Source organism: Citrobacter sp. JGM124, from assembly GCF_018257795.1.
GTDB lineage: Bacteria > Pseudomonadota > Gammaproteobacteria > Enterobacterales > Enterobacteriaceae > JGM124.
Map to the genome: position 1 here is coordinate 192,952 of NZ_JAERJD010000002.1, position 13,594 is coordinate 206,545.

A 13,594-nucleotide genomic window follows, 5' to 3' on the forward strand; every position below is an offset into this window, starting at 1 on the left:
ATGGAAAGTAAGATAACCGCCACCCCCATTATGTCTACCGGTTTTGGTATCGAAATAACCACCGGTGATTTCTATAACGCTTCTACGGAACAGATTAAAAATCTTTTGATGCGTCATGGCTTTATTATCATAAAAAACCTGCAGCTGGACGCTGACAGTTTCAGGGATATCTATTGCCAGTACGGTAAAGTCGTTGAATATACCGATGAAAAAATCAAGGTGGGCTTTGGTTACCGCGATACGTTAAAACTCGAAGGCGATATCGGAAAAATAGTTACAGGACGCGGGCAACTGCCTCTGCATGCGGATGGGGGGCTACTGCTGTCACAGGTTGATCATGTTTTTCTTTATGGTGTAGAAATTCAAAACATGAAGTTTCGTGGTGCTACAACTCTCTGTGACCATGTCCTGGCCTGTCAGGAGATGCCTGCCCACCTGATAAAAGTACTCGAGAGTGAAATCTTCGAGGTCAGAGTATTAGAGCATGGCTACTATGCGGATGTATCACCCGCAGGGTGGTTCAGAGTGCCCGTTTTTACCGACCTCGGCTGGGTGAGGAAAATGTTGATCTATTTCCCCTTTGATGAGGGGCAACCTGCCAGCTGGAAACCTCGAATCAAAGGGTTTTCTATTGAAGAGACAAAGTGTTTCTTTAGTGAATTAACCCAGTTTATGAAGCGTGAACGTTATTTCTACAAACATTACTGGGAGCGTGGAGATTTACTCATAATGGATAACAGACGGCTTATTCATGAACGAGAACAATTTGAAGACAAAAGTATCATCCGCCGTCTTTACCGTGGACAAACTGTATCAGTTTAACAGACATCGGTTATCTGATGTGTTTTTTAACTAATCATGGAGTTAGCGTAATGGATATAAATGAACATTCACTATATTCCAGGTATACTCTGCCTATGCTTTTAGTAAAGTATATTGTCACTCTATTTTTGACACGCAGCTTTACCAAAAGATCTGCTATATGGCTCATGAAAGCGGCGATAAAAAATAACATCAACAATATAACCAGGATATTAAACGGTATTTATTTTGGAGGCGAAACACTTGCTGATGTTAAAAAATCTATTGAATTTTTGGCACACAGTAACATTTCCAGTGTTCTGGACTATGCGGTTGAAGACGAACAGTGTGAAATATCTTTCGACCATGCTGTCACATCCATACTTCGTGCTATTGATCTTGCCAGCCAGGATATTAATATCCCCTATGTGGTGATTAAACCCTCAGCCCTGGGTTCAGTCGATTTGTATCAAGCCAGGCTGACTAGTCAGCCTTCTTTTGAATTTTATTTACCACTCTGGGAAAGACTGTTGGGTCGTTATGAAACCATTTTTTCCTACGCTCAGGAAAAGTCTATCCCTGTGATGATTGACGCAGAACAATCATGGATTCAACCGCCGGTTAACGAAATCGCCATTGAAAACATGATAAAATATAATAACAAGCAGACTATTGTCACATTAACACTGCAATGCTATCGCAGAGATTCATACAGTTTAATTTCATTGCTTAATAACATTGCCATGAAACATGGCATTGTTATAGGCATCAAGCTGGTACGGGGTGCTTATTTAGAAGAGGAGATGAAGTTTAACGCACACCCAGAAAAATTATTTTTCACCACACAGCTTGAAACCGACAGAAACTATAATACCATCGTCGATTTTATTTTTGATAACATTAGCAACTTTGCCCCTTTTTTTGCCACTCACAATCAGGTCAGTATTTCTAAAGTATTGAATCACCCATTATCATCGAGCAAAAAAATTTGGCTTGCTCAGCTTTATGGCGTGGGTGATTACATCTCTATAGATGCAGTGAAGAGAGGCGCCCAAGTTTGTAAATATTTACCTTATGGCCCCTTTAAAAAATCATTCCCGTATTTAGTAAGGCGAATAGAAGAGAATGCTATATCACAGGATACGTTTTGCAATGATAATCTATTTTTAAAAAAGGAGATTAAATCGAGGCTTATAAGGAGTAGCAAATGAAAAATGACTCATTTCGTTTAAAAATTGGCACGACTTACTTAGAAATAACATCAACTGAATCCATTCTGGAATGTGCCATCAGAAATAGCATAGAAATGAAACATTATTGTGCAAATGGTTTCTGTGGCGCATGCAAGATTAAATTAATCAATGGTAAGGTGAAACTGGACCATAACGGGGGGATATCCAGAGCAAATATTGCTGATGGCTACACTCTTGCATGTTGTAGCTTCCCTCTCAGTGATATCGAAATTTAATGGAGGTTTATATTAAGAGTCTAACTTTATTTGTTCTGCTCACGTATCCTTTACAGTCAGAAGCAGCTCCCATTATCCCTGAAGCTTTTATTGAGAGAGGTGACTATTACGTTGGTGATGTATTTGGGTCCCACGCCTATGCCACTCATACCAATGTTACTTTGCCATCATATTTCATGATGAAAACCGAAATTACCTATGCGCTTTATCAGCAGGTTGTAAACTGGGCAAATAACAATGGCTATCATCTTAACAGTGGCTGTAATGGTGCAAGAGATGAGGAATGTCTGCCACCGGATCAGGAGAACGGCATGCACCCGGTCACGAATATAGCATGGCTTGATACCCTGGTATTTGCCAATGCACTGAGTGAGATGCACCATCTCACACCAGTCTATTTAATGGAGAATGGTCACCCCTTGCGTGACAGTAGTACGAAACCTCTTTTTCACCTTGACTCTAAGGCCCATGGTTACCGTTTGCCGACCTTGAATGAATGGCACGTGGCAGCCAGGGGGGGTAGGCTCGCTATCAAGTCAGGTCACTATGGCGACCGTCATTCCGGGAGTGATGAGGCCGATAAAGTGGCCTGGTTCCCGCCTTTTGATGCTCCAGGGGTGGGAACACGTACTGTCGGTCAATTATCTCCTAATGCTCTGGGTATATTTGATATGAGTGGCAACGTATCTGAATGGGTTTATGACAGTTATCAGCTGGGCGATTCCATTATGTACTATTTCTGTGGTGGAAGTTATCTTTCCCATACTTCGAGTCTGGCCAGCTGTGATAGTCACAGTGCAGGTTTTGTTATGCCAGATATTGGATTCAGATTAGTCAGGAGCGCACCCGTTGAAAATTAACAGATGGTTTCTTTTATTCTCATTATTGATCTCAATGAATGGTTTCTCATTGATTAACAGTAGAGTCACTCTTAAGGATGGTATCAACCAACTGGATATTAATGGGGATGGTATTGTCGATCTGGTTATCGGTTCCAGGTTCGAAAATAATACTTCGCATCCCAACAACACCATGACTATCTTTATAAAAAATCAGCAAGGGAAGTATTACATTGTACCGGTGCCCAATGATTTAGGCTTCACCTGGTCTGATTTTATTTTATCCGCCTCAACAGTAAAAATATCAGATTACTCTTTATATAAGAAAAAATCTGGTTATTTTATTATCAGTGCTAATAAGGTTACTGGTGGTCAATATGGTGACGATATGGCTGATGCATTGCCCGTCAAATTTATTCGCTATGATATGAGCCCTTATCAGGATAGCCCGGGTGTTCCACCCTATTCCTGGGAATACACCTCTGCCTATACCTCCACGGAAAGGTATCTGGACATCGATGAGGCTTTTAAGCACTTCAGTATCGAGAGGCTAAAATGAAGCCTTCTGTTTTACTTTTTATCGTAACACTGCCCTGCTGCAGCCACGCCCGGACAAGCGCCTATGTTAACCTTATCCAGCAAGCATTGGATAAACAGCCGCCACTCTGCCTGGGTGAAATAACCTGGCCGCTTCCCGAACAGCATGAATCAACCTGGGTATATGCCAAAATGGCAGCGTTAAGTGATGCGGGTTTGATCATGATGGTGCGAGGCTCCCATAATAAACAATGGGTGCTCACCGATAAAGGAAAAAAAGAGTTTAAAAAAAAGGGGGATTTTTGCTATGGAAAAATGCGAGTTAATCACATTGATGAGATCACCCATAACAAGGATGGTACTGTATCAGTCGTCTTTGATTACCGTATAGATGATATTCCCTTATGGGCTAAAACACCCGCGATAAGAAGTGCCTACAGCACTCTGGATAATTTGGTCGCGGGAATAAAAAATACCCGCTATCAGGCAAATTTTATCCTGAACAAAGCCGGTAACAGGATAATTATTGGTGAACCTTATCAGTTAGATCTATTCTACTAACACATCGTTTGAGATCACTGCAGGTATTCTGACGTTGTAAAGAAATCACAACCCTCTGCATCTTCTCAGTAGCAGAGGGTTGTTTTCAGGCTATTTTAATAATAATCATGCCCGTTAATAATAAACCCAGTCCTATCCAGCCTTTGCGATTGAGCCGCTGACCAAACAGTATCCAGCCTGCTGCAACTGTGGCCATGATGCCAAACCCTCCCCATAAGGCATAGGCAACAGAAAGTTCGATACCTTTTACTGCCTGGGATAGAGCACTGAATGCCGCTAATACAGCTATCAACGAAAAAATGCCATAGATCGGGCGGCGAAAACCATCAGAATGTTTTAGAAAAATATTCGCGAGGATTTCTAACACAATGGCTGAAAATAGCCACAGCCCATGTACCCATTCAAATGACAGCATGTTCCCCCCGTTTTTCCGGGTCAGCTATTTGACGTTCTTTTTTACCCGCAGTGCCTGACTTTAACAATATAATCCCGGCAACCAGAGTCGTCAGACCCAATATTTTAAGGGGAGAAATAGATTCATCAAATAATAAGACGCTGCACACCGTAATGATCAAAATACCGATCCCTTCCCACATCGCATAGGCGACACCAAGGGCAATTTTTTTCACTGAAAATGACAGTAAAATATATGAAAGAGCAATCATTACCAGCATAAAAATATAACCAGTATTATTTTCGCTGAGACTTGACCACTTCATCGAAAGGGTGCCGGTAATTTCAGCGACGATAGCCATCCCTAGAAAAATCCAGTAAATCATTTTTCTCTCCTGACAGAGAAAATAAAATTATAGATATACGCCAGACGCATAATGCGACAGGCCAGTTGTTAACATCAGAATTGTCAGAAGAAAAGGACTAAAGCGCGTTGCGCCAGTGCTGCTCACCAGAGAGAGAAACTGCAGACAGAGAGGTTGCGAGATGATTGTTTGAACGGGTTTTGAACATATTGTCCATAGATTTTCCAACTTATCCGCGGTATTGCTTCTCATCGATTGCGGATAGAAAATTGTCCTCAGTAGTTAAACACCGGAATTTTTTACCACAAATTAGACCATAAGTGAAATATTTTACCTATCTTTACCTGTTACCGAAGTATGGCCTGTCACTTTACCCCCGCGAATAAGAAAAAACAGGCTCATTCCCCTGCAAAACATATCAAAGTAGCATCAGAATGAGCCGGTAAAATAGCATCCTGGGAAGACTGATCAGTTAAGCTCGAATTGTTCAGTAATGAATGCCATTGCCCTGGCGATCCCCTCACTACTGATAGTATGGACCACACCAGGTTCAAACAGGGTTTCAACTTCACTCACCCCTGCCTCAGTCAGCCCGGTAGCAGCCGCTTCACTCTCAGTCCAGGGTATCACTGTATCCGCCATGCCATGTACAAGCAGTACTGCCGCATCAGCAGAAGGATGATAAGGTTTTGGGGAAGAAAGTCGCCCCGAAAACGCTACCACGCCGGCGAGGGGGAAACGGTCCGTCACCAGGGCATCAAGGGCCATGATTGACCCCTGAGAGAAGCCTAACAGCATCACTTTATCCCTTCCCGGAACGATTTCGTGTTCAGCCAGAATACCATTGATAATATTATCAAATGCTGCTCTTGCCTCAACAACACGCTCAGTACGCAGCGCATCCGTAACACCGGTAACACTGAACCATTGATATCCTTCTCCACCTCCATCAAACACCGAACTTCCGTCGGGGGAAGCAAAAACAATATCTGGCATCATTTGTTGAACAAAATAACCAAGCCCTTCAAGGTCAGCCCCAGAGCTTCCAACACCGTGTAATAAAATAATGAGCTTTTTCATGCGTTCTGACTCTCCGAAGTGCCACTGTGAGATACATCCGCGCTTACACTACCCCATATTTGCACTTATTTCAGCTTGTGGCCCCCAGATTATTCATCACCAGGTCTGCCGAGTCGCCTACTGTTCAAAGCATGCTCAGAATAAGCGTTATATCCCTTGTCAGGCTCCAACGCGGCACAATAACAGATCCCGACCTGTGCCAGGAAGATACCTTTGCAGGGATGAAAAAGAAAAGGAACAGGTGACAGGCAAAAATAGCGAGGGCGATAAACAGGGCGTAAAAATACCGCTGCCCTGGCGAGCAACGGCCATCATACTGTTTTAAGGTTATTCTACAACCTGCGGTTCAATCTGAAACATCGGTTCACCAGGATACCATCCCCAGCCAGACATTAGCGCCGGATTACCTGGCCCCCATCCATAACCATCCCGCCAGTAAGAGCCCGGCCCATACATACCGTAAGGCGGGTAGTTAACTGGTGTGATACTGTCCCGTATTTGCCAGACCTGATAACCCAGTAAGCTCAGGGTCAGATATTTATATTCTGCCTGCCCTACTTTGCCGTCAGTTGTACCGACAACGTTACCCAGCACGGTGACCAAATGGTCTTTCAGTGTTAAAGGCTCAATAAACTTACTGGCTTTTACAATAATCCGCCCTTGATAAGCACTACCCAGCAGCGGTCTGGCACTATCATCCAGCGGCAGTACCGCAATTTCAAATAAGGTCTCATCCCGGGTATTAACCACATTTAAAACTCTGCCGCCAAGGCGAACCTCTTGCCCTTTAAAGCGTGAAATGTCTTGGTTAATACTCCGATAGTTTGCCGTCGTCAGTAAGCCTGTATTCCCCTTGATATCTTGGGGGATAGTGACGCATCCACTCAGGAACAAACTGGCCAGCAGAGTCGTTAATAATGATGCTTTCATTGTCACCTCATGAGTCAAACAGGAATGACTGACTTGCAGTGTACCCCGCTGCAAACCCTGTGCCAAATATTATGGTATAACTTTTTCTAAATCGAGTAACTCTTCCAGTGTCAACATGTTGTGCTGAGTCACTTTAATTGCATCATCCAGCCCTTGATTATATAGAACGGGAGCCATTCTTTTGATTAATTCATCAAGGAAAAAAGCCGATTCAAACTGCCCCAGCGTGAGTTCGTGATTATCATCAAACCAGTCAATAATGAACTCACTCAGCTTTTGATACTCTTCAGGTGGAATAGTGAGTTTTTTCATGGGATACCTTCGTTTAAACCGCCTTCAGCAATTAAAGGGGAGCGTTTCGCAACAACGAAAATACGACGCTTTTTTATTACGTCGCTTTCACTTTACCGGGAAAGAAAATAAACAACAGGCCAATAAAGATAATACCAACCCCGATGAGTTTTATCTCACTGAAAGGCTCATTAAGCCAGGGTAAAGCAATGGCGGCCCCCCAGACCAGCACATAACTCAGGCTGAGTAATGGATAGGCCTTACTGAGGGGGATCCTACGTAACGCCAGATACCAGCACAGCATCGATAAGGCATAGGCAGCCAGGCCGGTAAACAAGGCGAAGAGTGCAGGCCAGTGTTCAAATAACACCTGATAAAGAAACTCGGGATCAAATGACACCAAAGGAAACTGCATCATCGCCCATTTCATGGTGAGTTGCGCCCCACTCACCAGCAGGACACTGCATAACGCCCATAAATAGCCCATCAGGCAGCGCCCCCCAGCATCACAATACCCGAAATAATTAACACTAATCCCACCCAATGGTGCAGTGAAATTCGCTCTTTCCAAATCCAGTGCGCCGCCAAAGTAATAAAAATGAAATTGAGACTTAGCATGGGGTAAGCAATACTGACGTCAACATGCTGTAGTACCCATAGCCATACCAGCATCCCGAGTCCGAGCATCAACACACTGAGCCCCAGCCAAATAAGCAAATAGCGCCGCCCCTTCCCTTGGGCGGCCTGTTTCTGACATAACTGCCCCGCGCAACTCAGCAAGCTCGCGAGAATAATCATTAACATACTCATGGTTGCTTATTATATTGCAACAAAACCAGGCGACCATCGCTGTATTCACTGTCCGCGGGAGGCAGCCCTTGATCACTCAAGTCACGCTGCCTTGACAACAAAATGACTAACGAGACAGCACCTTCGTGACGATGTTCAGCCAGCCAGCCAGCGAGATCCCCACCATCAATATACCGGTGCCGGGCATCCGGATAACTCAGTCCGTAGTTAACCTCGCCTTTGTTGCCATAGAGAATGATATCACTCCGTTTCAATTCCCAGGCAAGACCCGCCCCCACACCGACATTATCGGTTAACACAAAATGGCTCTTTTCAAGTTCCGGGCGAACCGACTCAATAAATGCCTGTGGTTGCTTCGAGTGAATCACTTGCACAGGGATCACCGCACCCAGCAGTAGTGCCAGGCCTAACGGGCAAGCTCCGGCCCAAAACCAGCGTTGAGAGCTCTGGAACAAGGTCAGAGCGCCGACAACGCCCCATACACCAAAGGCTATCACCCCAAGGACAACTTTACTGTTTTCCGTTGCATCATAAACGGGATGGCTTGACAACCCAAACGGGGCTAATACCAACAAGACAATCAAGACGCAAAGGATACCAAAGGCCAGATTAATCCAGCCATTCACCCGTAAAGTACGCGAACCGGCTCTGGCCAGTAACACAGCGTGACGCGCCATCAAAATTGCCAATGGTGCAAAGCAAGGCAAGATATACGTCGGCAGTTTACCTTTGGCGATACTGAAGAACAGCAGTGGCATAACTACCCAACCAAGTAAGTAGAAAGCACCATTCTGTTCCCGTCTTTCCTGGAAACTTCGCTTAATCGCACCAGGTAAAAAAGCAAGCCAGGGTAGACTTCCCGCAATCAGGAAGGGAATGTAGTACCAGAACGGGGCTTTATGCTGGGCATCCTTTTCTGCGAAACGTTGAATATGTTCAACCCAGAAGAAATAGTTCCAGAAGTCAGGCTCGGCTTTTGCCACTGCCAGGGCCCAGGGTAAGGTAATCAGAACCGCACTGATAACCGCAATGGGTCCAAATAACAGCAACTCCTTCCAGCGTTTTTGGGCAATAACCCAGGGCAGGACACCTACCACGGGTACCGCCAGGGCCAGAAAACCTTTGGTCATCACACCCATACCACAGGCGAATCCCAGCAGGATATAGCCCGCAATTTTACCCCCTGTCGTTTTCGCACTTGATGCTCCCCAGAAACAACAGAGCGCCGCGGTCATCCACAGAGTAATCATGGGATCAAGAACAGAATAGGTGCCTATCCCGTAGACCAACAAACAGGTAAGGAAAACCACGCCAGACAAGATGGCAATCGTCTTATCACGCCATAACTGAAACGCCAGCCAGGCGGTAAGTAATGCACTGAGGGTAACCGAAAAAACAGAACCGAAACGAACGCCGAAATTGTTATGCCCAAAAAGATACTGGCTGATGTTATTTATCCAGTAACCGGCTACTGGTTTTTCAAAATAACGCAGGTCGAGGAAATGCGGAACAATCCAGTTACCGGTTGCCAGCATTTCACGGCTAATTTCAGCGTAACGTGTTTCATCAGGCTGCCACAGGGCACGGAATTCCAGTGGAACTAAATAAAGCAAGATAAAACAGGCCAGTAAGGCACTGCCATATTTTACTGATTTCATTAACTCAGGACTCAATAAGTTGTTCACAGCCCAGCCATCCTTCGCGACCAGGAATGGTTCCACGAACGATTTTGCCTTTGGGCAAGGTGGTTAAGTCGTCAGGCAACAGTCTGTTAAGGGGACAGAACTCGATACCTTCAGCTTTCGCCATGGTCAGCAATTCATTGAATTCATTCCGCATGACCATCCCTTCCACTTCCGCATGAATGGTATAGACGGGCACGCCTTTATCCTGATGAATTTGATCAAGGATAAAACGATTGAATTGATCTTTGCTTACACGGGTGCCAATCACCTCATCCCAGGTAGGTAGTGTGACAGGGATCTGTGGTGCGGCGAGTCGCCCATCAGGGAGCTGTGGAATAAAAGGCGTTGTACCACGACAATCACTGTTATAACTGAATGGAAACGCGGCCTTAGCTTCAGTAACCCGTTCATCAGCTCGCCAGCCTGCCACAGCAGAGCAAGTTACCGGTTGACCAATGATATGTTCCAGAGCATCACGCCCCAGCCCAATTTGGCGCTCCATGGCTTGCCGGTCCCAAACGCCCGCCCAGGCTTGCCAGGCATGGTGATCCCAGGCATGGAGCCCTACTTCATGTTGTTCACAGGAAGCCCGAATAATATCAGCGTTCCCTTTACCAATAAGTCGACCAGGCCAGGCGGTACCCGCCAGTAAAATATCCCACCCATAGAGTGAGGCGGCGTTAGATCGTAACATTTTCCACAGGAACTGAGGTTTAATAAGGCGCCATAAATGGCGCCCCATATTATCGGGCCCGACGCTGAAGAAAAATGTTGCCTGTGTTTGGTGTAAACCTAGTGTTTCCAGAAGGTTAGGCACCCCTTCACGGGTGCCTCGCCAAGTGTCGACATCGATGCGCAGGCCGACTTTTCTCATGAATCGCTGTCCGTTAAATCCACAGTTTTCAGGAAGAAATCGAGCGTTTCATCGATAGTTTTATCCATCTCAACGGTTGGAGTCCACTCCAGTAAACGCTGGGCATTGCGAATGCTTGGTTTACGGTGTTCCACGTCCTGATAGCCTTTACCATAGTATGCGCTGCTTTCAATTTCACGGAAGCCAGCAAACGGAGGGAATTGGCTACGCAGTGGGTGGCGCTCAAAGCTTTCGAGCAGCATCTCAGCCAGTTGCTTGATGCTGGCTTCATTTTCCGGATTACCGATATTAATAATCTGCCCATCGCAGTTATTATTTTTATTTTCAATGATACGGAATAACGCTTCAATACCATCGCCAATATCGGTAAAGCAACGCTTCTGACGGCCGCCATCAATCAGTTTGATAGGCGAACCTTCAACCAGGTTGAGAATTAGCTGAGTAATTGCACGTGAACTCCCGATACGCGCCGCATTCAGGTTATCCAGACGTGGCCCCATCCAGTTGAACGGACGGAACAGCGTAAAGCGTAAGCCTTCTTTTTCACCGTAAGCCCAGATGACTCGGTCAAGCAGCTGTTTAGAAACAGAGTAGATCCAGCGCTGCTTGTTGATAGGCCCGACAATCAGTGGTGAAGTATCTTCATCAAATACGTCATCAGAACACATGCCATACACTTCTGAAGTGGATGGGAAGATGATCCGTTTTTTGTATTTAACACAATCACGGATGATTTTCAGGTTCTCTTCGAAGTCGAGTTCAAATACGCGTAATGGATTACGGGTATATTCAATCGGGGTAGCAATCGCGACCAGTGGCAGTACAACATCGCATTTCTTGATGTGGTACTCGATCCACTCTGAATGGATACTGATGTCCCCTTCCACAAAGTGGAAGCGATCATTACCCATAAAGCGGCCTATTGCATCAGAACCGATATCCAGACCGAAAATCTCAAAGTTATCATCTTGCAGCAGACGTTCAGTCAGGTGGTTACCAATAAAGCCATTCACACCCAGGATCAACACTCGGGTGCGACGTTTGATAGCTGAAACCGGTTTGCTGCTCAGAATCGCCCCACTCACCAGCCCCAGAGACTGTGCCAGCTGAGTCCCTTGCATATAAACGCCATTGTCAGCCTGACCTGTGACCACTTCCAGGGCATCTTCGCCACAGGCAATGATCAGCGGGCTCACAGAGATGACTGTCCCGGCTTTAACGCCATGATTGTTTTTAACAATACGGCTTTTCCAGATAATAAACTTATTACCACCGACGTAGCTGTACGCGCCCGGCCATGGTTCAGTGACGGCACGGACTAAATTGTGCGCCGCACTGGCTGAGTCCGTCCAGACGATAGCACCATCTTCTGGTGAACGACGGCCAAAGCAGCTTGCCTGGCTCTCATCTTGCGCGGTTTCGCTAAATTCGCCACTTTTAATGCCTGGCAACGCGTTACTCAACAGTGATTTAGCACTGGCGCACAGTTTGTGGTGCAGCGTCAGGGCTGTATCATCAGCAGCAATAGCGACTCGCTCCTGGGCCACAATGTCACCCGCGTCAGCACGTTTCACCATGCGGTGTAAGGTAACGCCAGTTTCCGTTTCACCTTTAACCAGAACCCAGTTCAGTGGCGCCCGGCCACGGAATTTCGGCAGCAATGAACCATGTAAGTTAAATGCACCGATTTTCGCAGTATTAAGGATCTCTTCACTTAACAGATTACGATAATAGAAAGAGAAAATAACGTCAGGTTCACTGGCCTTAATACGATCAACCCACAAAGGATGATTCACATCCTCTGGAGCAAAAACAGGAATACCGAATTCTGCTGCGGTACGCGCAACTGAGCCGAAGAAATTATTCTCTGCCGCGTTATCAGGATGTGTATAAATTGCCGCAATCTCAAAACCGGCTTCAACCAGGGCTTTGACCCCTACACAGCCCATATCGTGATAGGCAAAAACAACAGCTTTCATTATTTATGTTCCTCTGAAGATGAAGCTTGTTTACTGCTAACAATCCGCTGAATGAAATAGCGCGGACGAGCACGCACGTCGTTGTAGATACGACCGATATACTCACCGAGCAGGCCCATACCAACAAACTGCGCACCAATAAATGTAAATAACACGGCAAACAACATAAATACGCCATCACCAGACCATTCCGGGCCTAAAGCGAGACGTAATATCACCAGTAATACGGCCAGAGCAAAACCCGATAATGCAATCACACTACCTACCACGCTTAAGAGGCGTAAAGGTGTTGTCGTCAGGCAAGTTATCAAGTCATACATCAAATTAATAAGACCCATGATGCTGTATTTTGAATCACCAAACTGACGCTCAGAATGGTGAACAGGGATCTCTGTCGCCCGGCGGGCAAACGTGTTAGCCAGAATCGGAATAAAAGTACTGCGCTCATGACAGTTGAGCATGGCATCAATAATGTGGCGGCGGTAAGCACGTAGCATACATCCGTAATCCCCCATTGCTTTGCCTGTGGTGCGCTGAATTAAATGGTTGATCATTTTTGAAGCACGTTTACGGAACCAGCTATCCTGTCGATTTTGGCGCACAGTCCCGACAACGTCGTAGCCTTCATCTGCGGTTTCAACCAGACGAGGGATCTCTTCTGGTGGGTTCTGTAAATCAGCATCGAGAGTAACAATCAAATCACCCGAAACATGGCTGAAACCTGCCATAATCGCTGAATGTTGCCCATAGTTACGATTAAGCAGTACCGCAACCACATGACTCCCTGGCACGCCGGCAGCTTCGGTTAATATGGCAGCGGAGTTATCACTACTGCCATCATCAACCAGCAAAATTTCGTAGTCACGATTGAGTTGCTGGCAAGCTTCGGTGGTACGGCGAATAAGCTCAGGTAAACTCTCTTGCTCATTGTAAACCGGTATCACAACAGAAACTTTTTTGATTGGATCCGTGGTTATCATC

Annotated in this window: 17 protein-coding genes; 6 read left to right on the forward strand and 11 right to left on the reverse strand. The window is 45.7% G+C overall.

Annotation, left to right across the window (positions count from 1 at the left end):
- The 6 genes from JK154_RS03415 (at position 1) to JK154_RS03440 (ending at position 4,206) form a co-directional block, all read left to right on the forward strand.
- Positions 1 to 822 carry a TauD/TfdA family dioxygenase gene (locus tag JK154_RS03415; RefSeq protein WP_211991103.1) on the forward strand — a complete coding sequence of 274 codons (822 nt, stop codon included), beginning with the start codon at positions 1 to 3 and terminating at the stop codon, positions 820 to 822.
- Positions 823 to 872: 50 nt separating this feature from the next.
- Positions 873 to 2,012 (forward strand): proline dehydrogenase family protein, encoded by a 1,140-nt coding sequence (locus tag JK154_RS03420; RefSeq protein ID WP_211991104.1) that lies wholly within the window; start codon positions 873 to 875, stop codon positions 2,010 to 2,012.
- Positions 2,009 to 2,269 (forward strand): 2Fe-2S iron-sulfur cluster-binding protein, encoded by a 261-nt coding sequence (locus JK154_RS03425; RefSeq protein ID WP_211991105.1) that lies wholly within the window; start codon positions 2,009 to 2,011, stop codon positions 2,267 to 2,269. The genes JK154_RS03420 and JK154_RS03425 overlap by 4 nt, the downstream gene beginning before the upstream one ends.
- A gap of 89 nt (positions 2,270 to 2,358) precedes the next feature.
- Positions 2,359 to 3,129, forward strand: coding sequence for an SUMF1/EgtB/PvdO family nonheme iron enzyme (locus JK154_RS03430; protein ID WP_349291094.1), 771 nt, complete (start codon positions 2,359 to 2,361; stop codon positions 3,127 to 3,129).
- Entirely contained in the window at positions 3,119 to 3,667 is a 549-nt protein-coding gene (locus JK154_RS03435; RefSeq protein ID WP_249215757.1) for an integrin alpha, read from the forward strand. The genes JK154_RS03430 and JK154_RS03435 overlap by 11 nt, the downstream gene beginning before the upstream one ends.
- Positions 3,664 to 4,206: a CpmK protein gene (locus JK154_RS03440; RefSeq protein WP_211991107.1), complete on the forward strand. Its 543-nt coding sequence runs from the start codon at positions 3,664 to 3,666 to the stop codon at positions 4,204 to 4,206. The genes JK154_RS03435 and JK154_RS03440 overlap by 4 nt, the downstream gene beginning before the upstream one ends.
- Before the next feature lie 85 nt (positions 4,207 to 4,291).
- Here JK154_RS03440 and mdtI read toward each other — a convergent pair whose 3' ends face one another.
- From mdtI to arnC, 11 genes are all read right to left on the reverse strand, one after another.
- The gene (mdtI, locus tag JK154_RS03445) at positions 4,292 to 4,621 is read right to left on the reverse strand and encodes a multidrug/spermidine efflux SMR transporter subunit MdtI (RefSeq protein ID WP_211991108.1); all 330 of its coding nucleotides are present in this window, start codon (positions 4,619 to 4,621) and stop codon (positions 4,292 to 4,294) included.
- Positions 4,608 to 4,985 carry a multidrug/spermidine efflux SMR transporter subunit MdtJ gene (mdtJ, locus tag JK154_RS03450; RefSeq protein ID WP_211991109.1) on the reverse strand — a complete coding sequence of 126 codons (378 nt, stop codon included), beginning with the start codon at positions 4,983 to 4,985 and terminating at the stop codon, positions 4,608 to 4,610. The genes mdtI and mdtJ overlap by 14 nt, the downstream gene beginning before the upstream one ends.
- A 447-nt stretch (positions 4,986 to 5,432) precedes the next feature.
- On the reverse strand, positions 5,433 to 6,044 hold the full coding sequence (locus JK154_RS03455; protein ID WP_211991110.1) for a dienelactone hydrolase family protein: 612 nt from the start codon (positions 6,042 to 6,044) through the stop codon (positions 5,433 to 5,435).
- Positions 6,045 to 6,371: 327 nt separating this feature from the next.
- Positions 6,372 to 6,974, reverse strand: a complete 603-nt coding sequence (locus JK154_RS03460; protein ID WP_211991111.1) for a Slp family lipoprotein — start codon at positions 6,972 to 6,974, stop codon at positions 6,372 to 6,374.
- 69 nt (positions 6,975 to 7,043) lie between these two features.
- Positions 7,044 to 7,286 (reverse strand): DUF2164 family protein, encoded by a 243-nt coding sequence (locus tag JK154_RS03465; protein ID WP_211991112.1) that lies wholly within the window; start codon positions 7,284 to 7,286, stop codon positions 7,044 to 7,046.
- A 76-nt stretch (positions 7,287 to 7,362) separates the two neighbouring features.
- On the reverse strand, positions 7,363 to 7,752 hold the full coding sequence (gene arnF, locus JK154_RS03470) for a 4-amino-4-deoxy-L-arabinose-phosphoundecaprenol flippase subunit ArnF (RefSeq protein WP_211991113.1): 390 nt from the start codon (positions 7,750 to 7,752) through the stop codon (positions 7,363 to 7,365).
- Complete coding sequence (gene arnE, locus JK154_RS03475) at positions 7,752 to 8,075, reverse strand: 4-amino-4-deoxy-L-arabinose-phosphoundecaprenol flippase subunit ArnE (protein ID WP_211991114.1); 324 nt, start codon at positions 8,073 to 8,075, stop codon at positions 7,752 to 7,754. The genes arnF and arnE overlap by 1 nt, the downstream gene beginning before the upstream one ends.
- The gene (arnT, locus tag JK154_RS03480) at positions 8,072 to 9,733 is read right to left on the reverse strand and encodes a lipid IV(A) 4-amino-4-deoxy-L-arabinosyltransferase (protein WP_211991353.1); all 1,662 of its coding nucleotides are present in this window, start codon (positions 9,731 to 9,733) and stop codon (positions 8,072 to 8,074) included. The genes arnE and arnT overlap by 4 nt, the downstream gene beginning before the upstream one ends.
- 4 nt (positions 9,734 to 9,737) lie before the next feature.
- Complete coding sequence (gene arnD, locus JK154_RS03485) at positions 9,738 to 10,634, reverse strand: 4-deoxy-4-formamido-L-arabinose-phosphoundecaprenol deformylase (protein WP_211991115.1); 897 nt, start codon at positions 10,632 to 10,634, stop codon at positions 9,738 to 9,740.
- Positions 10,631 to 12,613 (reverse strand): bifunctional UDP-4-amino-4-deoxy-L-arabinose formyltransferase/UDP-glucuronic acid oxidase ArnA, encoded by a 1,983-nt coding sequence (gene arnA / locus JK154_RS03490; protein ID WP_211991116.1) that lies wholly within the window; start codon positions 12,611 to 12,613, stop codon positions 10,631 to 10,633. The genes arnD and arnA overlap by 4 nt, the downstream gene beginning before the upstream one ends.
- Positions 12,613 to 13,593, reverse strand: a complete 981-nt coding sequence (gene arnC / locus JK154_RS03495; RefSeq protein ID WP_211991117.1) for an undecaprenyl-phosphate 4-deoxy-4-formamido-L-arabinose transferase — start codon at positions 13,591 to 13,593, stop codon at positions 12,613 to 12,615. The genes arnA and arnC overlap by 1 nt, the downstream gene beginning before the upstream one ends.
- Between the last annotated feature and the right edge of the window lies 1 nt (position 13,594).